A 22,529-nucleotide genomic window follows, 5' to 3' on the forward strand; every position below is an offset into this window, starting at 1 on the left:
CCTTTTTTTGTCCGATCCGGTAAGTCTGTTATTTTGTTATTCGTTATAGTATCCATAGATCGCACGGCTGTCCTGTGCGATGGTGTTCTGTGCAGCAGAGGTATCGTTAAGATCCTGTGACATAAAACAGACTACCAGGTCGATCCCCTTTGCTGTGTCATAGATGATGCCGGCATCGTTTTCTACGTGATCCAGTTCACCGGTCTTGTTGGCAACCTTTACCTCGGAAGGCATCTGAGCCGGGATCTTGTTTTTCCTGGTCTGCATTTTCAGAAGACGATACATATATTCGGCTCCTGCCAGAGTATCGTTGTTATCGGTAGCAGTACCCTTGTCGATCTGATAGATGGTCTTCAGAAATTTTCCACAATCCTTTGCGGAAGTGTAGTTATCCCCATTGGAATTATCTGCAAGAAGAAGACGTCCCATGGAAGTGCTGGTGTATCCGTGATCCTGACAGAATTTATTCACACGGGCCATTCCGGCTGCGTCATCCCCGCCGCCAAGATAATTGACAAGTGTATTGGCAGCATCATTGTCGCTGACTGTGATCATGGAGTTCAGTGCATTGTCCAGCTGATCCTTGCTGTATTTGGAGGAAAGACTGTCATAATCTTCATATACGGCACCCATGATATAGAGCTTGATCAGGCTGGCAGCCTGCATCTGCTGATCGTTGATGGTACCTTCGGTATTTTTTGCAAGATTGCATACATATACGGACCAGGTTCCGTTATCGGTGGGAAGAAGAGACTGTACCTGGTTCAGAAGGTTGTCCATGCTGGAATCCGAATTGTCTGTGAAAGTGCTTCCGCTGGATGGGGAAAGAGTTCCTTCTTCCTGAGTGGAAGAAGAACTGTCCTTGCTGCCAGAAGCTTCGGAAGAATCGGAGGCTGCAGATGTATCTGTGGATTCTTCCTGTGCGGAAGGACCCTGGACCTCAGCTGAAGATGCTGCGGCAGCAGCGCTGGAAACGGTAGGATCATCAGGATAAAGAGCATCCAGCTGATCGGCTTTGCTGCTGAGCTCAGCGGCAGAATCAGAAACCTCCTGCACACTTTTCTGCAGCTTGTTAACTTTTGTCTGGAGAGATGCAAGCTTGTCCAGGGAGCGGACATTCAGTGCCCCAAGTCCTGCCAGTGCGATGACAAGCACTGCGATCACAATATACAGAAATGTATTTTTTTTCATATATAAACAAACTCCTTTTTATTATTGGAAATAAGCATCGATTCCATTGGCGATCCCTTCTGCCATAGTCTGTTGGAAGGAGGAATCCGCCATTTTCAGATCATCGCTCTGGTTGGTCATAAATCCCATTTCCACAATCGTCACCGGGATCGTGCTCCAGTTAATACCTGTCATGGAATCTGTGTAGATGATCCCGCGGTTCTGGAAGCCGGTAGCTGCGCAGTAGGAATCCACAATGCATTTGGATAGTTTGTTGGAACTGTCATAGAGACTGGAAACATAAGGATTCTGCTGGGACGGACACATGGTCAGAGCACCGGAGACATCTGCAGAATCATCTCCGTTTGCATGGATACGGACACAGATCTCCGCACCCTGGGAAGCGACCAGCTCTGCACGCTCCTTGTTGCTGATAGCGGTATCATTGTCTGTCCTTGTCATTATTACCTGGTATCCACGCTGTTCCAGGATATCCCTAAGCAGAAGAGAAACGTCCAGATTCAGCTGATACTCCGGGAGACCGCTGAAGGAGCCTCTGGTTCCGGTGGAAGCCTTGGCCTTCATGGTGGAGGAACCGGGGCCGTTCGGCTCTGTGGCGCTCATATCAACATTTTCACTCTGATGTCCGGGATCGATCCCGACGATATGGCCGTTGTTGGAAGCAGAAGAGGTATCATTACCGCCATCGGTGAATCCTTCACCACCAGCTTCACTGAAAACAGAGGGTTTGGTCGTTTTCTGACTGTTTTCGGATTCCGGTGCCCGTTCATGTTCACCAGTGTTGTTTTTGACAGCTTTTTCTGTCTGTGCCCGCTGCTGCAGGTATTTGTTGGCTGCCTGTTTCTTTTCGATCTTGGCTGTATAAAGTTCGATATCCTCTTTCATGGATTTTTGCTTTTTCTGGACCGGTTTGATCACGGAGGCCATTTTCTGGTCAACGGCATCGATCTTCCGGTAGGTTTTATAGCTGAGTCCAAAAAGCAGTCCAATACAGATAAGACCCGTCAGAAACAGGACGATCGCCATCAGATGAGGCTTTTTTTCCATAAAAATACGTCCTTTCTTGGTGGGTGTTTGCATTTGTAAATATTATAAATAAGGAGATAGGAAAAAGCAATTGTGAAATTGGGCTTGACAACAGGGGAAAATATGATACTATATATGTAAAATAATTATATATAAAAATTTTATATATAAAATAATTACATAAAGAGGTGAGCGTATGTATTACTATCCGGTATCAGCTGTGCTGACAGAATGTCTGATCCTTTCTGTTGTGGAACAGCAGGATTCCTACGGATATGAGATCAGCCAGACTGTAAAGATGGTTGCATCCATCAAGGAGTCTACCCTGTATCCCATCCTGCGGAAGCTGGAGACAGGTGGTTATCTTACAACGTATTCCCAAGAGTTCCAGGGCAGGAAGCGAAAGTATTATTCCATCACAGAAGCCGGGCGTGATCAGCTGGAATATCTGAGGAAAGAGTGGAGAGAATACCGCGATACTATAGACGATATTGTGGAAGGGAGACTTCGAAAATGACAAGAAAAGAGTATATGGAGCAGCTGAAGAAATATCTGAAGCGGCTTCCAAAAGAAGATTATGACAATGCCATTGAGTATTTTTCGGAATACTTCGATGAGGCTGGACCTGAGAATGAACAGCAGGTTATGGAAGAACTGGGACAGCCTAAAGAGGCGGCAAGGGAACTGCTTCTGAACCTTTTACAGGAGAGTGTTGGTGACAGTAAAGACATCACCGAGGAAAAAACAGCAGCTTTGCCGGCAGCAGGTTCATATTACGGAGAGAGCTCCCATGCACATAGCCGGACAGATTCAGGAAACCTGAGTACAACAGGGTACAGTACATCCGCAGGAAAGAAGCGTTCCCCCGGAAAGATCATTCTTCTCGCATTTCTGGTGATCTGTGCATCGCCGGTGAGCATTGCGCTGCTGTTTGCAGGCCTTGCAGTACTGGCAGCAGTGGTGCTTGTCATCGCAGCAGTGATCTTTTCCATGGCAGTTACAGGTGTATCAGCAATTGCCGGAGGTATCGTGCTCACAGGTTTCGGCGTGACATTGATCGCAAGATCTCTGGCAGCAGCCTGCATGATGGTCGGTAGTGGATTTCTGATGGCAGGTGCGGGAATCCTCGTTGGAGTACTTACCATATATATATGTAAATGGTGTGCAATGGGAATCGGCCGTCTGGTTAACAGACTTGTAAGAAAGAAGGTGCATAAAAATGAATAAGATTGCAAAAACAGTGCTGATGACAGGTACAGCACTCTGTGCAGCGGGAGTTGTTCTTTCCACAGCAGGATATTTTGCAGGGGGAAAAGATTTCACATATACTTCAGATCATATGTATGTATCCGGAGGAAATTCTTCCAGTCGTAAAAATCTTACAGTAATGAAAAAAGAACAGATTGATGATTTTACGAAGCTGAATGTGGATTTTGAGGATTTTGATCTGGATATCCGTACCTCAGATGATGACCATTATTATATGGAATATAAGCTTGAGAAAAACGGGAGGAAAAATCCTCTGACCTGGAAGGATAAGGATGGAGAGCTCACGCTTGAGGAGCCTGCAGGCGGCAGTGGAAGTTATTATATAACCTATGATCTGGGGATATTCTCTACACATGCGGATCTAACAGAAAAGAAAGATGCATTGAATACGGTGGTTCTTTATATTCCGGAGAAGGCACAGCTTTCCGAAGCGGAGCTTCGGCTTTCCGACGGGGATCTTGCTGCTGATCAGCTTTTGTGTAAAGAAATGACCTTGGAACTTCTCAGTGGAGATCTGATGCTGGATAAGGGCGAGTTCGAAAAGTTTGATGCAAAGTTTTCCGACGGGGATCTGAATGTAAAAGAACTTCAGTGTACAGATAACATGCAGCTGAAATCCGGAAACGGAGATGTGACCATAAAAAAGGCAGAGCTTGCAGATGGGCAGATAGCTCTCAGCGACGGAGATATTCAGATAGACAACAGCAGCTTTAACGGAGATATGAAGATCAATAGCTCCTGCGGTGATGTTTCTGTAGAAATGAAGAACGGCAGTGCAGAGAAAACCAATATTTATCTGAAAGCTGCAGACGGAGATGTGGACACGGAGGGGCTTTCCAGGGGAAAAACCGACAATGAGGAAGACACCTCTGTTTATGAGAACAAGGCCGGTGCTTCAGCACCGACTTTAAATGTGGAATGCAGCGATGGGGATATTACATTAACAGAATCTGAAAAATAAAGAATATGAATATCCGTCTGACTATGCATCTGCTTGTAAAAATCCTAAAAAAGAATAAATGAAATTATATGAAGCGCAGGGGTTTTTCCGGAGAAAAATTCCTGCGTTTTTTGGCTGAAATGTATTGACAAATCCCTGTACTATGATATAATTCAATCAAATCACAGAAAACATATATAGTTACTAGGAAATAAGGAAATGGACATAAAGGAAATAAGGAGGATATCATCATGGGTAAAATTTACGGAAGCGCACTGGAACTGATCGGAAACACACCGCTTGTAGAGGTTAAGAACGTAGAGAAGTCTGAGGGACTTGAGGCTACAGTACTTGCCAAGCTTGAGTATTTTAACCCGGCAGGAAGCGTTAAGGACAGAATCGGTAAGGCAATGATCGAGGATGCAGAGCAGAAAGGTGTCCTGAAACCAGGCGCAACCATTATCGAGCCAACATCCGGTAACACAGGAATCGGACTTGCAGCCATCGCAGCTGCCAAGGGCTATAAGACGATCCTCACCATGCCGGAGACCATGAGTGTTGAGAGAAGAAACATCCTGAAGGCATATGGTGCAGAGGTGGTTCTCACAGACGGAGCCAAGGGAATGAAGGGGGCCATTGCCAAGGCAGAAGAGCTTGCCAAGGAGATTCCGGGAAGCTTCATCCCGGGACAGTTTGAGAACCCGGCTAACCCGAAGGCACATGCAGCAACAACAGGTCCTGAGATCTGGAATGACACAGACGGAAAGGTAGACATTTTCGTAGCAGGTGTCGGCACAGGCGGAACGATCACCGGTACAGGTGAGTACCTGAAGAGCCAGAACCCGAATGTGAAGGTAGTTGCTGTTGAGCCTGCAACTTCTCCTGTACTTTCTGAGGGAAAAGCAGGCCCGCATAAGATCCAGGGTATCGGCGCAGGTTTTGTTCCGGACACACTTGACACCAAGGTTTATGACGAGATCATTCCGGTAGAGAACGAGGATGCATTTGAAACATCCAAACTCCTTACCAAGAAAGAGGGAATCCTTACAGGAATTTCCTCCGGTGCAGCTCTCTATGCTGCGATCCAGCTTGCAAAACGCCCGGAGAACAAGGGGAAAGTGATCGTAGCACTTCTTCCGGACAGTGGAGACCGTTACTACTCCACACCACTGTTTACAAAATAATCGATCCGAAGACCGCTTCTTTTGCCCCGAAGCGTGATTCTGCGGGATTATTTACGGCGCTCCTGAATGCCTGTCCAAGCAGGCTGCCGGAGCGCCGGTTTTATTCTTGATTTCATCGAATTAAGTAAGCCCTCTGTGGGGCTGTGGTTACTGTTCACTGGTAAGGTCCCGCGAAAAGCAATAAGCAGTGTGTGTGGACTTGCTTGTATCTTGTAGCTTTTTCAGGTATAATAGAGAAAACAAACAAAACCTATTAACAATATAAAGAATAAAGTCTGCAAAGCAGATTCTGCTTCCTATGAAAGAAGATACAGGAAGCTGCCTGTGTATCACAGAGAAGGGTGCCGGTTATGGAATACAGAGGAATATTTCCGGCTGAACAGCTACACAATAACAGAAAGAGCAAAAGGCTATAAATCAGAAGAATACTGAAATATTGGAGGTAAATATTACATGAGGATTTCTACAAGAGGAAGATATGCGCTGAGACTGATGTTGGATCTTGCTACAAATTATACAGGAAAACCGATCCGCCTGAAGGATGTGGCGAAGCGCCAGGAGATCTCCGATAAATATCTGGAGCAGATCATCTCCATTCTGAACAAAGCAGGCTTTGTCCGCAGTGTCCGTGGCCCTCAGGGCGGCTATGCATTGCAGCAGACCCCGGATAAATACACGGTCGGAATGATCCTCCGCCTCACAGAAGGAAGCCTTTCCCCTGTGGAATGTCTGGACGACAACGGAGCCTTCTGTGAACGTGAGGAGAACTGTGTCACCCAGATCCTCTGGAAAAAGCTGGACGATGCTATCAAAGGTGTGGTGGATCATATAACACTGGAAGACCTGATGAACTGGCAATCTGTCAAGGCAGACGAATACATCATATAAAAAAAGCTGCGCAAGCAGCTTTTTTTATATCACATTTTTTTACTAACATTTTACAAAACCGCGATTTTATATTTTACCTTCCATTCCTATAATAACACCTGTATTTAAGCAGTAAGCAAGTAAGAATGATCATAGAAATGAGGAGAAAAAAATTATGAAAAAAAGAATCGCAGGTATCTTAACAGCAGCACTTATCGGAACTACAGTAATGGGAACAGTCGTAATGGCAGCACCATCCGGAGCAATTGACGTAATTTCCCGTGAGGATGGATCCGGAACACGTGGAGCATTCGTAGAGCTGTTTGGGATCGAAGAAGAAAAAGACGGCGAGAAAGTAGATATGACAACACAGGAAGCAAGTATCACAAACAACACAGATGTAATGCTTACCACAGTAGCAGGCGATGAGAACTCTATCGGATACGTATCCCTTGGTTCCCTCAACGATACAGTAAAAGCAGTAAAGATCGATGGAGCAGAGGCAACAGCAGAGAACGTTGCAGATGATACATACAAGGTAGCACGTCCGTTCAACATCGTAACAGGCGACAAGCTCAGTGATGCAGCACAGGATTTCATCAACTACATCATGAGCTCTGACGGACAGGACATCATCGAAAAAGAAGGCTACATCAAAGTAGATGAAAAAGCAGAGGCATACAAAGCCGGAGATGCAAAAGGCAAAGTCGTAGTTATGGGATCTTCTTCCGTAGGACCTGTAATGGAGAAGCTTGCGGAGGCATATCAGAAAACAAACAAAAACATCACAGTAGAAGTTCAGGTCAGCGATTCCACAACAGGAATCAATAGCGCAACAGAGGGTGTATGTGATATCGGAATGGCATCCCGTGAGCTGAAGGACGAGGAAACAGAGAAAGGTGTTAAAGCTACAGAGATCGCAAAAGATGGTATCGCAGTCATCGTAAATAACGACAATGACCTTGAGGAGCTTTCAAGTGACCAGGTAAAATCCATCTTCACAGGTGATATCACAGACTGGGAAGACGTGACCAAATAAATTCCCAGGTAAAAAACGATTGAAGTATCTTACAAAGAGCGGCGATCATGACAAGGTCAGGAAAGCCGCTCCGTTATATATCAGCACAGTGGATATCCACTGGAACAGAGAGAAAGGTGTCTTATGAATCATTTAGGAGAAAAGGCCATGAAGGTCGTTTTTCTCATTGCGGCCTGTGCATCGGTTCTTGCAGTATTTCTTATTTGTGTGTTCCTTTTTGCAAACGGCCTTCCTGCAATGGGAAAGATCGGTCCCTTAAAATTCCTCTTCGGAACAGAATGGAGACCAACAAACGATAAATTTGGAATCCTGCCAATGATCGTGGCAAGTATTTATGTAACTGCAGGAGCAATCCTTATCGGAGTTCCGATCGCACTTTTTACATCCGTATTTATGGCAAGATATTGCCCGAAAAAAATCTATAAACCACTGAAATCCGGTATTGAGCTTATGGCAGGCGTTCCATCCATCGTATATGGCTATTTTGGTCTGGTTCTCCTGGTGCCGCTGATCCGCCAGCTGTTCGGAGGAACCGGAAGCAGTATGTTGGCAGCATGTATCCTTCTGGGAATCATGATCCTTCCGACGATCATCGGAGTTACGGAATCGGCAGTACGAAGCGTTCCGGAAAGCTATTATGAAGGCTCACTTGCACTTGGCGCAACAAAAGAAAGAAGCATTTTCTTTGTTATGCTTCCGGCAGCAAAGTCAGGAATCCTGGCAGGCGTTGTCCTTGGGATCGGACGTGCCATCGGTGAGACCATGGCCGTGATCATGGTAGCTGGAAACCAGCCACGTATGCCGAAGGGACTTCTTCAGGGTGTCCGTACCATGACTGCAAACATCGTAACAGAGATGGGATATGCATCAGGACTTCACAGAGAAGCACTGATCGCAACAGGAGTTGTACTCTTTGTATTTATCCTGATCATCAACTTAAGTCTTTCACTGCTGAACAGGAGGGCGGAGTATGCAAACTAACGTATCTGTAGCCGCAGATCCTGCGGCAGAAGCAAACATGAAAAAAAGAAATACACTTACCATAGGAGACCAGCTGAAGTCCTATGCGAAACATCCCGGTGCAGGAGTCCTGGCATTTCTCACACTGCTAGGAGCAGTGATCACTTTTGCACTGCTGTTCTTCCTGATCGGCTATGTGCTTGTAAAAGGTATTCCCTATCTGAATGCAAGTCTTTTCAGCCTTACTTATACCTCAGAGAACGTTTCCCTTCTCCCGTCACTGATCAATACCCTGATCATGACACTGGTATCTCTGGCGATTGCCGCTCCGGTAGGAATCTTTGCAGCGATCTTCCTTGTGGAATATGCAAAAAAAGGCAGCCGTTTTGTAAAGCTGATCCGTATTACCGCAGAGACACTTTCCGGTATTCCATCTATCGTATATGGTCTGTTCGGTATGCTGTTCTTTGTAACTGCATTGCACTGGGGCATGTCTCTTCTTTCCGGTGCGCTGACTATGGTGATCATGGTACTTCCCCTGATCATGCGTACCGCTGAGGAAGCACTGAAATCTGTTCCGGATTCTTACCGTGAGGCAAGCTTCGGACTTGGAGCAGGCAAGCTCCGTACTATTTTTACGATTGTACTTCCCTCCGCAGTTCCTGGAATCCTGGCAGGTGTGATCCTGGCCATCGGACGTGTGGTAGGTGAGACTGCAGCACTTCTTTATACCTCCGGTACTGTTGCGGCAGTTCCAAACAGCCTGATGGGTTCCGGACGTACCCTGGCACTTCACATGTATGTGCTTTCCAGTGAGGGACTTCATGTAAACCAGGCATCTGCAACAGCAGTAGTCATTCTGGCATTTGTACTTGTTATCAACGGACTGTCCGGTCTGGTAGCCAGAAAAATTGCGAAAGGATAATGATCGATCATGAGTGAAAATACAAAAATTTCAATTGACAATATGAATCTTCATTACGGAAGCTTTCATGCCCTGAAGGGAATCAATATGGAGATCCCGGAAAAGGAGATCACAGCATTTATCGGACCAAGCGGCTGCGGTAAATCCACACTTCTGAAATCTTTAAACCGTATGAATGACCTTGTGGAAGGCTGTACCATCACAGGAAAGGTAGAGCTTGACGGGGAAGATATTTACGGAGATATGGACGTGAATCTTCTGCGTAAACGTGTGGGTATGGTATTCCAGAAGCCCAATCCGTTCCCAATGAGCATCTATGATAATATTGCATACGGTCCGAGAACACACGGTATCCGTTCCAAGGCAAAGCTGGATGAGATCGTGGAAAAATCTCTCCGTGATGCGGCAATCTGGGATGAGGTCAAGGACCGCCTGAAAAAAAGTGCTCTTGGAATGTCAGGCGGACAGCAGCAGCGTCTCTGTATTGCCCGCGCCCTGGCAGTACAGCCGGAGGTGCTTCTTATGGATGAGCCCACATCTGCCCTGGACCCGATCTCCACTTCCAAGATCGAGGATCTGGCAGTAGAGCTTAAAAAGGATTACACCATTGTTATGGTCACACATAACATGCAGCAGGCAACCCGTATCTCCGACAAGACAGCATTTTTCCTTCTTGGTGAGGTTGTGGAATTTGCGGATACAGACAAGCTGTTCTCCATGCCGGCAGATAAGCGTACAGAGGATTATATTACAGGAAGGTTTGGTTGATATTATGTCAGAACGTTTTGTAAGACAGCTGGAAGAGCTTCACGTGGAACTGATCACCATGGGAAGTCTCTGCGAAAAAGCAATTTCACTTTCTGCCAAAGCTATTCAGGGTGAAGGCGGGATGACTCTCATTGGCAAGATCTTTGAGACGGAAAAAGAGATCGATGCACAGGAAAAAGAGATTGAAAATCTCTGCATGAAGCTTCTTCTTCATGAGCATCCGGTAGCCGGAGATCTGCGATCCATTTCCGCAGCGCTGAAGATGATCTCCGATATGGAACGCATCGGTGATCAGGCAGCAGATATTGCGGATCTGTCCAAGCATATCGAGGACAAAGCAGTTACCGGAGATATCATTAATATCCGGAAGATGGCAGAGGATACTGTCCGGATGGTTACAGAAAGCATCGATGCCTTTGTAAAGGGTGATCTTGAGCTTTGCAGAAAGGTTATTGACGATGATGATAAGGTGGACGATGCCTTCAATGATATTAAGGAAAAGCTGGCCGAGGTCCTGAATAACGGAAAGCCGGATGCAAACATCGGTCTGGATATCCTTATGGCTGCAAAATATTTCGAGCGTATCGGTGATCACGCTGTGAACATTGCAGAGTGGGTGGAATATTCCATCACAGGAAACCACAGAAGCGGTTCCAGTCATACAGATAACTATTTTGTTGAGGAATAGAAATAAGTAAGAGCAGATTGCAAAGAGTTGCATTATTGCAAAAAAAAGTGCTGTGGTATTGAAAGGATATCACAGCACTTTTTATAATGTGATGAAATTTACAAGGATTTAACTTTTTCCGGATAATTATTTTTACATTGCTTTTGTAAAATGCTATATAGATTTCGGAGAAAGGAAAGGGCTGAGCTTTGAGTAAAAAAATATTTAAGTATATCATGCTGGTTTCATCACTGATCACAGTACTGGGACTGGCATTTGTCGTGGGGATCCTTTATCACTATTTTCAGGGACAGCTGATGGGTGAGCTGAAGAAAGAAGCCGTGTATATTTCCAGAGGTGTGGAAAGTGCCGGGACAGATTATCTGAAGAAGCTGAATGATGAGGATTCCAGGATCACTTATGTGGATGAAAGTGGAAAAGTTATCTACGACAATGAGGCAAATGTGGAAAGCATGGATAATCACGGACATCGCAAGGAGATCCGTGAAGCAGAGATCAACGGAGAAGGTGCGGATGAAAGAATGTCATCCACGCTTTCCGAAAAAACAATGTATTATGCAGTACGCCTTGAAAATGGCAATGTGCTGAGAGTTTCCAGTAACCAGGCTTCTGTATGGATGCTGCTCCTGCAGCTGCTTCCGCCTTTTGCTGCAGTTCTGATACTTATGCTGCTCCTGTCCGGCGTATTTGCATCCAGGCTTTCCGGGAAGGTTGTGGAACCTCTTAATGGGCTTGATCTGGAGCATCCGGATGAGAATGATGCCTATGATGAGGTACAGCCGCTTCTTAGCAAGATCGGCAGACAGAGCCGGCAGATCCGTCTGCAGCTTGAGGCAGCCAGAAGACAGCAGAAAGAATTTTCTATTATCACGGAGAACATGCAGGAGGGACTTCTTGTGATCGACCGTTATACCATGGTACTTTCTGTCAACTCCAGTGTGGGAAAGCTTCTTAAAGTAAAGGAGATCAAAACAGGAGAAAGTGTATATCTTCTGAACCGCTCGGAGGAGTTTCGAGGTGTCGTTGGGCAGGTCCTTGAAGGAAAGCATGAGAACAAGATCCTTCGTCTGGATGGCAGTGAGATTCAGGTGATCGCCAATCCTGTCACAAGAGAAAATAAGACAGAGGGTGCGGTGATCCTTCTGGTGGATGTGACCGAAAAAGTAGAAAGGGAACAGCTGCGAAGAGAATTTTCCGCCAATGTTTCCCATGAACTGAAAACGCCGCTGACTTCCATTTCCGGATTTGCTGAGATCATGCAGGACGGATTTGTGAAGGATGAGGATGTGAAGGTTTTTGCAGGACGCATCTATAAGGAAGCGCAGAGACTGATCCGTCTGGTTGGAGATGTGATCCGGATCTCCCGTCTGGATGAAGGCGGATTGCCGTATCAGTGGGAAAAACTGGATCTTTACAGTCTGACTCATGATATTTTTTCTACCTTACATGAAGCTGCCGAAAAGCAGGAAGTGCATATGTATATGGAAGGCGGAAGTACAGTGCTGGATACAGTGCCGACGATCATGGAAGAGGTTCTCTATAATGTCTGCGATAATGCTGTCAAATATAACCGCCGGGGTGGAGAGGTCTTTGTGAGACTGAAGGATGGCGAGGATGCAGTTCGCGTGAATGTGCGGGATACAGGGATCGGTATTCCGAAGGAAGATCAGGAACGCATTTTTGAACGCTTTTATCGGGTGGACAAAAGCCATTCCAAGGAAATCGGCGGAACCGGCCTTGGCCTTTCTATTGTGAAGCACGGGGTAAAAACTCTGAACGGCAGGCTGTGGCTTAACAGTGAACCGGGACAGGGAACCGAGATCATTATGGAATTTCCGAAACATCATATGGAAAAGGAAGCAGCAGAGTGAACATAGGTCGTGCAGCGATGATGTTCATAGGCATGCAGCAGAGTGGAAGATGAAAGGCCGTTCTGTTGTATGTATCTGCTGCTTTTTATATCATAGTATATTGCTGGTTGGAGGTTGATGGTTTGACAGACCGGAAGGGTTATGCTATCTTATGTAATAATAATCAGAGTAAGCAACAGGAAAGCGGATGATAACGGTCCGCTTTCTGTATTATAATTGGTTCGGGATAATTCCGGACGACTATACTGAGGGGAATAAAAATATGATACAGGCAATTGTTTTACTGGTGTTCCTGATCTTTCTGAATTCTGTTTTCGCAGGTGCGGAAATGGCGGTTCTGTCCATGAATGAAGCGAAGATGAAGGAGCTGGCAGAAGAGGGAGATCACCGGGCGCAGATTTTGATAAAGCTTACAGAACAGCCGGCACATTTTATGACAGCGATCCGTGTAACGGTAACTACGGCAGGATTTCTGCAGAGCGCTTTTGCGGCAGAATATTTTGCACAGCCGATGACAGAGGCACTGATAAGGTCAGGGATAGATGTACCACAGAATGTTCTGAAGATCGTATGCATGATCATTGTGACCATACTGCTTTCCTATGTAAGTCTTCTGTTCGGAGAACTGGTGCCAAGACGTCTGGGAATGAAAAATCCGGATGAGCTGTCTCTGCGTCTGGCAGGACTTCTTAAGATCGCGATGATCGCAGTCTGGCCGGCTACTGCACTTCTGACAGTAACTGCCAATGGTGTGCTGTATCTGATGGGAATCAAACCGGAAGAAAAAGAGGAGCAGGCCACAGAGGAAGAGATCCGTATGCTGCTTACAGAGGGAAATGAACAGGGCAGCATCCAGCAGGAAGAAAGCGAGATGATCCAGAATGTTTTTGACCTGGATGATACTGCGGCAGATGAGATCTGTACACACAGAAGAGATGTGGTTGTCCTCTATATGGAAGACTCTGATGAGGAATGGGAACGGATCATCAGAGAGAACCGTCACACCTTTTATCCGGTATGCGGGGAAGACCAAGATGATATTATCCATATTCTGGACACCAGAGATTATTTCCGCCTGGATGACAGATCCAGAGAAGCTGTTCTGCATCATGCCTGTTATTCGCCGTTTTTTGTACCGGAATCCATGCGTGCCAACCTGATCTTCCGGGAAATGAGGGAAAAACGGGATTATTTTGCAGTAGTGTTGGATGAATATGGCTGCTTTGTAGGAATTGTCACTCTGCATGATCTTGTGGAGACGCTGGTGGGAGATATTGACGACAGGACAGATCTGCCGAAGCCGGATGATATTGAGAAGACAGGAGAACATATCTGGAAAATACAGGGAGGAGCGATCCTGGATGATGTGGCAGAGGTCATAAATGTGGAGCTTCCTGTAGAAAAATATGATACTTTCAGCGGCTTTGTCTGCGGAGTTCTGGAACGTGTACCGGAGGACGGAGAACAGTTCCGATGCAGCTGGAAAAACCTGGATATTGTGGTAAATCAGGTCAGAAACCATACCGTTGTGGAGGGAATCGTTCATGTTCAGCCAGAGAAAAAAGTGCAGGAACAGAAAGAAGAGATCTGACAAAACCTTGTTCAACCAGGTCATGGGACAGTTATCGGGAGAAAGATCTCCGGGGATTTATGGACATTTTCGAACATGTTGTTGCTTGAAAGTATGTTATTTTTATGACATAATAAGGAAATAACCCGAGGAAAGCTTGTGATGGGGGAGAGAAAATGCCAGGTTTTACAAGACAGATCATACTGCATACACTGACGGAACTTATGAACGAAAAACCATTGTCCAAGATTACGGTAAAGGACATTGTGGAACGCTGTGGAGTAAACAGGAATACATTTTACTACCATTTCAGAGATATTCCGGATGCAGTGGAAGCAATGGTAAAGGAAGAGCTGAATGACATTCTGAAGGATCAGAAAGTACCGGAATCAGTCAGCGACTGTATGGAAATCCTTGTCAACGCAGTTCAGAAGAACAAAAAAGCCATGATACATCTGTACCGCTCGATCCAGAGGGATGTATTTGCCGATTATCTGGATCATGCCGCAGAGCGTGTGGTGGAGGAGCTGATCAACAGGGCGGTCGGAGACTTTGAAATGGATCAGGAAGATAGGCATCTTATAAGCCGGTATTATAAATGTGTATTTGTGGGAGTGATCCTGGACTGGCTACGGCATGATATGGATTATGATATCCTGTCAGATATGCATAAGCTGGAGTATATTTACGAGAAGAGCCTTGAGAGTCAGTACAAAAATCTGAAATAAAAGCTATGATTTCAACTAAATGAAGATTAAAAATATCCATTTAGTGTAGAACAGGAATGTCCTCGAATTTTATTAAGGTATAGAAACGGTTAATTTTGAGCTGGTGTCTGAAATTTAGGCACTGGCTCTTTTTTGTCTGTTTTTTTAAACGACACAGGGATGTATAATTCAGTACAATAAATGAGAAAAAATTATCAAGGAGGGAACGTATGGATGACCTGAAACAGCTGAAGCTTGTAAAAAACATCTACATCGTCATGTCATTACTGTTCTGTGTGCTGGGTATTTTTCTGATGGCAAGGCCCAAAAGCTCTGTAAAAATGCTGTGCGTGCTCATGGGAATCATGCTGATTCTGTACGGAGCTATTAAGATCAGCGGATATTTCACGAGAGATGCTTTCTGTCTGGCATTTCAGTTTGATCTGGCTTTCGGGATCCTGCTGATGGCAGTGGGAGTGATCCTGATAGCCAGAAAAAATTTCGCAGTGGATCTTATTTTTTCCGTGTTCGGAATCCTGATCCTGGCAGATGCCCTGTTTAAGATCCAGATGTCTGTAGATGCGAAGAGATTCGGTCTGGCGTTGTGGTGGCAGATCCTGCTGATCGCACTGGTCACCGGAGTGATCGGAGTTCTGGTTTTTATCAGACCATTTGAAGCAGCAGCTATGATGATGGTGTTGGTAGGATTTTCCATTTTACTGGAAGGGATCCTCAATCTATGGGTCGGGATCCTGACGATCAAGATCATCAAGAGTCGGCTTTAAACATAAACATAAAAATAACCAATCACTTTAGATAATAACATAGGAGGAAATAGAGTATGGGAATCGTAGACAAAGCAAAACAGGCAGCGATCGCAGCTACCGTAACAAAAGCACTGGATTATCTTGAGAAGGATCCGGAGACAAACATACCGAAGATCATGGAAATGGTTGATAAAGTAACACCGGATGGCTGGTATGCAGGACAGAGAAATGCGATCCGTCACTCCATCGAGGCAAAGGACAACTGGTATCAGCTGATCCTTCGTATGTATCAGCTGGATGCCGGCGTACGCCAGACATTTTTCCGCAACTTTATTGTAAATGCCAGTCTTAAGGGAAGCGCAACGCAGGAAAAGGTATCAGAAGAGAATGACTGCAATGTACCGTGGGCAATTCTTCTTGATCCTACCAGCGCATGTAACCTTCATTGCACAGGATGCTGGGCAGCAGAGTATGGCCACAAGCTGAACCTGGATCTTGAGACCATCGATTCTATCGTAAAACAGGGTAAAGAACTGGGAACCTATATGTACATCTACACAGGCGGTGAGCCACTGGTCCGCAAAAAGGATCTCATTAAGATCTGTGAGATGAATCCGGACTGCGAGTTCCTTTCCTTCACAAACGGAACTCTTATTGACGAAGAATTTTGTCAGGAAATGCTCCGTGTGAAAAACTTCGTTCCGGCTATCAGCCTTGAGGGAACAGAGGCAACTACAGACGGACGTCGTGGTGATGGTGTATATCAGAAGGTTATGCACGCCATGGAGCTTCTGAAGAGCCACGGCCTTCCGTTCGGTGTTTCCACATGCTACACATCCGCAAACGTAGATGCAGTAAGCAGTGAGGAGTATTTTGATCATCTGATCGAGTGCGGAGCTTATTTTGCATGGTTCTTCCACTATATGCCGGTTGGAAATGATGCAGCAGCAGATCTCCTCCCCACACCGGAGCAGAGAATCAAAATGTACGACAGCGTCCGCAGATTCCGTGCCACAAAATCTCTCTTCACTATGGACTTCCAGAACGATGCAGAGTATGTAGGCGGATGTATCGCAGGTGGCCGTCGTTACCTCCATATCAATGCAAACGGAGACGTGGATCCTTGCGTATTCATTCATTTCTCCAATGCGAACATTAAAGAATGTACACTCCTTGAGGCGCTGAAGAGCCCGATTTTTATGGAGTATCACAAGGGTCAGCCGTTCAACAAAAACATGCTTCGTCCATGTCCGATGCTTGAAAATCCTGAGCTTCTCCGCAAGATGGTTGAGCGTGCAGGAGCGAAATCTACAGATCTTCAGTCTCCGGAAACAGCAGAGCATCTCTGTGCAAAATGTGATCACTATGCAGAGGTATGGAAGAAACAGGCCGATGAGCTCTGGAGTGAGAGCCAGGCAAAAAAAGCTGCAAAAAAATCAACAACTTGTTAATTAACACTTGATATAGATGTTGGGATACTGTATAATGAACCCGTTTTTCAGGAGTCTGAAATAACAGTTCAGATAAGAGTGTCGAAACAGAAGAGACACGATACGTGTACTGACAGATAACAGGGCGGTTATATTCAGCAGTGGGTATAACTGCCTTCTTTTTTATGTTATCGTCAGGACATAGGGAAAGAAAGGATGGATTCATTATGGAAAAACAGGAGAAAAACACAGCCAGCCCTTATGAGCTGGACGGACGCCCACCTCTTAAGGTGGCAATTCCCCTTGGACTGCAGCACGTGCTTGCCATGTTTGTGGGTAACCTTACCCCGCTTCTGATCATCACGGCAGCCTGCGGGATCGAAGCAGGAGGGGATCTTCAGGTTGCATTACTTCAGAATGCAATGCTGATCGCAGGAATTGTTACACTTGTACAGGTCTTTACGATCGGACCGGTCGGTGGCAAGCTTCCTATCGTTATGGGAACAAGTTCAGGCTTCATCGGCGTATGTCAGAGTGTTGCCGGAGTTATGGGAAATGGTGTCGTTGCCTATGGTTCGATCATGGCAGCCTGCTTTATCGGCGGTCTTTTTGAGACTGTTCTGGGAAGCTTTCTGAAGCCCTTGAGAAAATTTTTCCCATCTGTTGTAACAGGTACAGTTGTACTTTCAATCGGTCTTTCACTGATCGGTGTGGGAATCAGCTCTTTCGGTGGCGGAAGCTCCGCAAAGGATTACGGTTCTCTTGAAAACCTTTTTGTAGGCTTTGTAGTTCTGATCGTGATCATTGTACTGAAGCATGGAACAAAAGGCTTCACAAGCTTTTCTTCAATCCTCATCGGTATTATCGTGGGATACATTCTGGTAAGTATCATGGCTATGGTACTTCCTACAACATTTACATATGTAGATGACACAGGTGCTACTGTGGAGGCTACAAAGGCCTGGGTTCTCAACTGGGACAAGGTTGCTCAGGCAAAATGGTTTGCGGTACCGGCACTGATGCCTGTAAAATGGGTGTTTGACGCACGTGCGATCGTGCCGATCCTGATCATGTTTATTGTAACTGCAGTTGAAACAGTTGGTGATATTTCCGGAATCACAGAGGGTGGTCTTGGAAGAGAGGCTACAGACAAAGAGCTTTCCGGTGGTGTTATGTGTGACGGACTTGGATCTTCCTTCGCAGCACTGTTCGGTGTGCTTCCGAACACATCCTTCAGCCAGAACGTTGGTCTGGTTGCAATGAATAAGGTTGTAAACCGTTTCTGTATCGCTACAGGAGGAATCTTCCTGATCGCATGCGGACTGTTCCCGAAGCTTGCTGCACTGATCTCCATCATGCCGCAGAGTGTTCTTGGCGGCGCTGCTGTTATGATGTTCTCATCTATTGTTGTCAGCGGTATCCAGTTAATTACCAAGTGGCCGATCGGACCGAGAAATGTTACGATCGTTTCCGTAGCACTTGGTCTTGGTTATGGACTTGGCTCCAATACAGCGATCCTGGTGCATCTGCCACAGGCGATCAGCCTGATCTTCGGCGGTTCCGGTATTGTTCCGGCAGCGGTATTTGCGATTATTCTTAATATTGTTCTTCCGAAGGATGAGAAGAGTGAGATTGAGAGAGCTGAGGAGATGCTTGAAAAAGTTAAGAATAAATAAGAAAGTGTAAGAATAAAAAGATTTTTTTTCTTTTTTGAGACTGTTGGACTTTATTGGTCTGACGGTCTCTTTTTTTATATGTTTTTATTTTTTTATTTTTAGGATAAAGGTTCGGCCTTTTGGAAGGCGGTAATTTGCGAGAAGGGGAAGCACTCGGAGTTGCGAAGGCCGTCTCCCCTTCTCGCGCTCTTCCCCTCCTGGCCACGCCGCTGTTCGGCGTTGTTGTGGGCGTGAATGTTCTGACAGGGTGCGGGATTCGGGGGTGTCGAGAAGGGGAGGCTGTGCCGCTCTGTTGGGTGGTGGGTAATAATAAAAAGGATCTGTAAAAGGCGAGATTTTACAAATAGTTCTGCCTTTTTCAGATCCTTTTTTTTGTTAGTAATTGTAGGCTCCCTCATAAGCATTGCATCGTTCTTTCCGATGTCCCTGCTCTACACAGGAGCTGCACCGGTCACAAAATTCCTGTTCATAGCAGGTAGAACAGACACATCCCTTACAGGCATCCCGGTCATAAGCCGGCGTGCAGGTAAAAGGAAGAGTATCCTTCGTAGTTTCCGTACTCATAAAGATCACGCTCCTTTTTTCTATATTATAGACCTATCAAAAAAGCGTTTCAATACAAATAATCAGAAAATACAAAAAGATACCTGATAAAAAGTTACTGTTCACTCCGTTTTCAGTAATACGCTTTGCGATGCACAGAATTTATACTGATCGTATAAATTCGCGTGGTATGTCTCGGGTTTTCTGTGACCTTCGCTCACAAAAAACACCTCGCGGAATATTACCATTGAATAGTAAGGATAAAAATCGGCACAACGCTTCACATCCAACACAGTAGAATCCATCATCCCGCCAATACAGAATCACATTCCACAACGCAGAACAGCGGCGTGGCCAGGAGGGGAAGAGCGCGAGAAGGGGAGACGGCCTTCGCTAACTCCGAGTGCTTCCCCTTCTCGCAAACCTGCCCACGCCAAAGTGTCCCCTAGAAAGGAAAAAATCCAACTCACAGCAGTTCGCAACAGCAAAAAAAGTGCCAGCTAATAAGGATGCCACAACATCCCTATCCTACCGGGAGGAGCTCCACCGTCCGGAAGCTCCGCAAGGAAGAACCAGACCACTTTCTGTTACAGGAAGTCCGATCTCCTGTGACTCTACATTACCCTTCCAGGGCTTCAGTTCGGTGGCAAGCATATAAGTCAGAACAGCAGGAGCAAGTCCTGTAGTATAGGAATTTACCAGGAAAAACAGCGGATCATCACTGAGGATCTTCGTACAAAGCTTGATCAGCGGATGGATCGCATCCTCGATCTTCCAGATCTCGCCCTTAGGTCCGCGGCCGTAAGAAGGCGGGTCCATAATGATCGCATCATAATGATTTCCTCTGCGGATCTCACGCTCTACGAACTTCACGCAGTCATCCACAAGCCAGCGGATCGGCGCACCGGAAAGTCCGGAAGCAGCAGCATTCTCTTTTGCCCAGTTCACCATACCCTTGGAAGCGTCCACGTGAGTAACGGAAGCGCCGGCAGCAGCTGCAGCCAGAGTAGCGCCGCCGGTATAGGCAAAAAGATTTAAGACCTTGATCGGGCGTCCCGCATTGCGGATCTTTTCACCGAACCAGTCCCAGTTCACAGCCTGCTCCGGGAAAAGTCCTGTATGCTTGAAGCTGAAAGGCTTCAGATTAAAAGTAAGGTCCTTGTAATGAAGCTCCCACTGATGAGGCAGATCAAAGAACTCCCACTCACCGCCGCCACGGCTGCTTCTGTGATAATGTCCGTTCATATGCTTCCAGCCACGGTTTTTGCGGGGAGTATCCCAGATTACCTGCGGGTCCGGACGAACCAGAAGATAATCCCCCCAGCGCTCCAGCTTTTCTCCTTTTGATGTATCAATAACTTCATATTCTTTCCATCCATCTGCAATCCACATGATGATCAATACCTCTTTCATAATAGTAAATTTATAAGATATATATAGCATTTTTATATAGCATTTCCGGAGATTACTGTACCAGATCCGGCTGACCGGGACATGAATCCATAAAAACGCCATAATAATGTTTTTTCCAGTATAGAGGAAAAATGGATGCTGTGCAAGAGAAGTGCAGGATTTTCCACGAAAGATTTGACAACAGCGCTTTTACATACTAAAATGTACGCAGAGATTTTCTGCCGGGGCAGAGGCTTCCCGCTTCCGTGAAACTGTGGCTGTTTTTTGCGGAAGAGATTTTGCAGAGAATTCCTGACAGACAGAAATCGTTAACAGAAGAAACACAGCAACCGCAGATATGAAACTGTGCACAAAAAGAGGAGAAGCAAACTTATGAAAAAATATTGTGAGATGAGCAGGGAAGAGCTACTCGATTTAAAGAAAGAACTCGACCGTGAGTTCGACGAGATCAAAGCCGAAGGTCTGGCACTGGATATGTCCCGTGGTAAACCTGCACCGGATCAGCTTGATCTTTCCATGAAAATGATGGAAGTACTTGCAGGGGATGCAGATCTGAAATGTGAGACCGGTGTGGACTGCCGTAACTATGGAGTCATCGACGGAATCCCGGAAGCCAAGAGACTTCTCGGTGAGATGTCAGAGGTAGAGCCAGAGAACATCATCATCTATGGTAACTCCAGTCTGAACGTAATGTTCGATACCATTGCACGTTCCTATTCCCACGGAGTAATGGGAAATACACCATGGTGCAAGCTTGACAAGGTGAAATTCCTCTGTCCTGTACCAGGATACGACCGTCATTTCCGTATCACAGAATTTTTCGGCATTGAGATGATCAACATTCCGATGTCTCCGGAAGGCCCGGATATGGACATGGTTGAGAAATATGTCAATGAAGATCCGGCAGTAAAAGGAATCTGGTGTGTTCCGAAATATTCCAATCCGCAGGGCTACACCTATTCCGAAGAAACAGTTAAGCGTTTTGCGCATCTGAAGCCGGCTGCACCGGACTTCCGTATTTACTGGGATAACGCTTACAGCATCCATCATCTTTATGATGACAATCAGGATTTCCTTCTTGAGATCCTTGATGAGTGTGCGAAAGCAGGAAATCCGGACATTGTTTATAAATTTACTTCTACCTCCAAGGTAAGCTTCCCTGGTTCCGGTATCGCAGCAGTTGCTGCATCCAAGGCGAACCTGGATGACTTCCGCAAATACATGACTGTACAGACCATCGGACACGACAAACTGAACCAGCTTCGTCACGTTCGTTTCTTCAAAGATATCAACGGACTGCATGAGCATATGAAGAAACACGCAGACATCCTTCGTCCGAAATTCGAGCTTGTTCTCGCAACACTGGATAAAGAGCTTAACGGACTTGGAATCGGTGAGTGGACCAAACCTCACGGCGGATATTTCATTTCCTTTGATTCTATGGAAGGCTGTGCGAAAGCCATCGTTGCCAAAGCAAAAGAAGCAGGCGTTGTTATGACTGGAGCGGGCGCAACCTATCCATATGGAAAGGACCCGAAAGACAGCAATATCCGTATTGCACCAAGCTACCCAAGCGTTGAGGAGCTTGGCAAGGCAGCAGAGGTATTTGTTCTCTGTGTGAAGCTTGTAAGTGTGGAAAAACTTCTGGAGAAATAAATCGATCACATCAGACTGCCCGGTATTTCAGCATGCGTA

Annotated in this window: 21 protein-coding genes; 17 read left to right on the forward strand and 4 right to left on the reverse strand. The window is 46.0% G+C overall.

Annotated features, from left to right (window positions below; genetic code table 11):
• Window positions 1-36: 36 nt before the first annotated feature.
• Window positions 37-1,191, reverse strand: coding sequence for a serine hydrolase (locus tag BLP57_RS04505; RefSeq protein ID WP_092069721.1), 1,155 nt, complete (start codon window positions 1,189-1,191; stop codon window positions 37-39).
• A gap of 21 nt (window positions 1,192-1,212) precedes the next feature.
• Window positions 1,213-2,238, reverse strand: a complete 1,026-nt coding sequence (locus tag BLP57_RS04510) for an N-acetylmuramoyl-L-alanine amidase family protein (protein WP_227945550.1) — start codon at window positions 2,236-2,238, stop codon at window positions 1,213-1,215.
• A 175-nt stretch (window positions 2,239-2,413) separates the two neighbouring features.
• On the opposite strand from BLP57_RS04510, the gene BLP57_RS04515 reads away from it, so the two are divergent.
• The 16 genes from BLP57_RS04515 (at window position 2,414) to BLP57_RS04590 (ending at window position 18,878) form a co-directional block, all read left to right on the forward strand.
• Window positions 2,414-2,734, forward strand: coding sequence for a PadR family transcriptional regulator (locus BLP57_RS04515; protein WP_021652481.1), 321 nt, complete (start codon window positions 2,414-2,416; stop codon window positions 2,732-2,734).
• Window positions 2,731-3,444: a DUF1700 domain-containing protein gene (locus BLP57_RS04520; RefSeq protein ID WP_092069724.1), complete on the forward strand. Its 714-nt coding sequence runs from the start codon at window positions 2,731-2,733 to the stop codon at window positions 3,442-3,444. The genes BLP57_RS04515 and BLP57_RS04520 overlap by 4 nt, the downstream gene beginning before the upstream one ends.
• Entirely contained in the window at window positions 3,437-4,447 is a 1,011-nt protein-coding gene (locus BLP57_RS04525; protein WP_092069726.1) for a DUF4097 family beta strand repeat-containing protein, read from the forward strand. Before BLP57_RS04520 ends, BLP57_RS04525 begins: the two co-directional genes overlap by 8 nt.
• Before the next feature lie 230 nt (window positions 4,448-4,677).
• Window positions 4,678-5,610: a cysteine synthase A gene (cysK, locus tag BLP57_RS04530; protein ID WP_015526291.1), complete on the forward strand. Its 933-nt coding sequence runs from the start codon at window positions 4,678-4,680 to the stop codon at window positions 5,608-5,610.
• Window positions 5,611-6,063: 453 nt separating this feature from the next.
• Window positions 6,064-6,498 (forward strand): RrF2 family transcriptional regulator, encoded by a 435-nt coding sequence (locus BLP57_RS04535; protein ID WP_021977005.1) that lies wholly within the window; start codon window positions 6,064-6,066, stop codon window positions 6,496-6,498.
• 154 nt (window positions 6,499-6,652) lie between these two features.
• A complete protein-coding gene (locus BLP57_RS04540) occupies window positions 6,653-7,516 on the forward strand; it encodes a substrate-binding domain-containing protein (RefSeq protein ID WP_021652475.1) in 864 nt (287 codons plus the stop codon).
• A 123-nt stretch (window positions 7,517-7,639) separates the two neighbouring features.
• Window positions 7,640-8,497 carry a phosphate ABC transporter permease subunit PstC gene (gene pstC / locus BLP57_RS04545; protein ID WP_021652474.1) on the forward strand — a complete coding sequence of 286 codons (858 nt, stop codon included), beginning with the start codon at window positions 7,640-7,642 and terminating at the stop codon, window positions 8,495-8,497.
• Complete coding sequence (gene pstA / locus BLP57_RS04550) at window positions 8,487-9,401, forward strand: phosphate ABC transporter permease PstA (RefSeq protein WP_021652473.1); 915 nt, start codon at window positions 8,487-8,489, stop codon at window positions 9,399-9,401. The genes pstC and pstA overlap by 11 nt, the downstream gene beginning before the upstream one ends.
• Window positions 9,402-9,410: 9 nt before the next feature.
• On the forward strand, window positions 9,411-10,169 hold the full coding sequence (pstB, locus tag BLP57_RS04555; RefSeq protein ID WP_015526284.1) for a phosphate ABC transporter ATP-binding protein PstB: 759 nt from the start codon (window positions 9,411-9,413) through the stop codon (window positions 10,167-10,169).
• A gap of 4 nt (window positions 10,170-10,173) precedes the next feature.
• On the forward strand, window positions 10,174-10,857 hold the full coding sequence (gene phoU, locus BLP57_RS04560; protein ID WP_059086668.1) for a phosphate signaling complex protein PhoU: 684 nt from the start codon (window positions 10,174-10,176) through the stop codon (window positions 10,855-10,857).
• A gap of 188 nt (window positions 10,858-11,045) precedes the next feature.
• Window positions 11,046-12,728 (forward strand): sensor histidine kinase, encoded by a 1,683-nt coding sequence (locus BLP57_RS04565; RefSeq protein ID WP_330389337.1) that lies wholly within the window; start codon window positions 11,046-11,048, stop codon window positions 12,726-12,728.
• A 262-nt stretch (window positions 12,729-12,990) separates the two neighbouring features.
• Complete coding sequence (locus tag BLP57_RS04570; protein WP_242872553.1) at window positions 12,991-14,319, forward strand: hemolysin family protein; 1,329 nt, start codon at window positions 12,991-12,993, stop codon at window positions 14,317-14,319.
• A 155-nt stretch (window positions 14,320-14,474) separates the two neighbouring features.
• Window positions 14,475-15,026, forward strand: coding sequence for a TetR/AcrR family transcriptional regulator C-terminal domain-containing protein (locus BLP57_RS04575; RefSeq protein ID WP_092069733.1), 552 nt, complete (start codon window positions 14,475-14,477; stop codon window positions 15,024-15,026).
• Window positions 15,027-15,235: 209 nt separating this feature from the next.
• Window positions 15,236-15,790 carry an HdeD family acid-resistance protein gene (locus BLP57_RS04580; RefSeq protein ID WP_015526279.1) on the forward strand — a complete coding sequence of 185 codons (555 nt, stop codon included), beginning with the start codon at window positions 15,236-15,238 and terminating at the stop codon, window positions 15,788-15,790.
• Between the two features lie 56 nt (window positions 15,791-15,846).
• Window positions 15,847-17,223, forward strand: coding sequence for a radical SAM protein (locus BLP57_RS04585; RefSeq protein WP_021652466.1), 1,377 nt, complete (start codon window positions 15,847-15,849; stop codon window positions 17,221-17,223).
• 206 nt (window positions 17,224-17,429) lie between these two features.
• A complete protein-coding gene (locus tag BLP57_RS04590) occupies window positions 17,430-18,878 on the forward strand; it encodes a uracil-xanthine permease family protein (RefSeq protein WP_022426900.1) in 1,449 nt (482 codons plus the stop codon).
• Window positions 18,879-19,253: 375 nt separating this feature from the next.
• On the opposite strand, the gene BLP57_RS04600 is transcribed toward BLP57_RS04590, so the two are convergent.
• Both BLP57_RS04600 and BLP57_RS04605 read right to left on the reverse strand, forming a co-directional pair.
• On the reverse strand, window positions 19,254-19,442 hold the full coding sequence (locus BLP57_RS04600) for a hypothetical protein (protein WP_015526276.1): 189 nt from the start codon (window positions 19,440-19,442) through the stop codon (window positions 19,254-19,256).
• A gap of 507 nt (window positions 19,443-19,949) precedes the next feature.
• Window positions 19,950-20,813, reverse strand: coding sequence for a class I SAM-dependent methyltransferase (locus BLP57_RS04605; protein ID WP_092069884.1), 864 nt, complete (start codon window positions 20,811-20,813; stop codon window positions 19,950-19,952).
• Window positions 20,814-21,206: 393 nt separating this feature from the next.
• Here BLP57_RS04605 and BLP57_RS04610 point away from each other — a divergent pair, with 393 nt between their 5' ends.
• The gene (locus BLP57_RS04610) at window positions 21,207-22,490 is read left to right on the forward strand and encodes a hypothetical protein (protein WP_021651427.1); all 1,284 of its coding nucleotides are present in this window, start codon (window positions 21,207-21,209) and stop codon (window positions 22,488-22,490) included.
• Window positions 22,491-22,529 lie beyond the last annotated feature (39 nt).

The organism is Blautia sp. SF-50, from assembly GCF_900101315.1.
In the GTDB taxonomy this organism is placed as follows: domain Bacteria; phylum Bacillota; class Clostridia; order Lachnospirales; family Lachnospiraceae; genus Blautia_A; species Blautia_A fusiformis.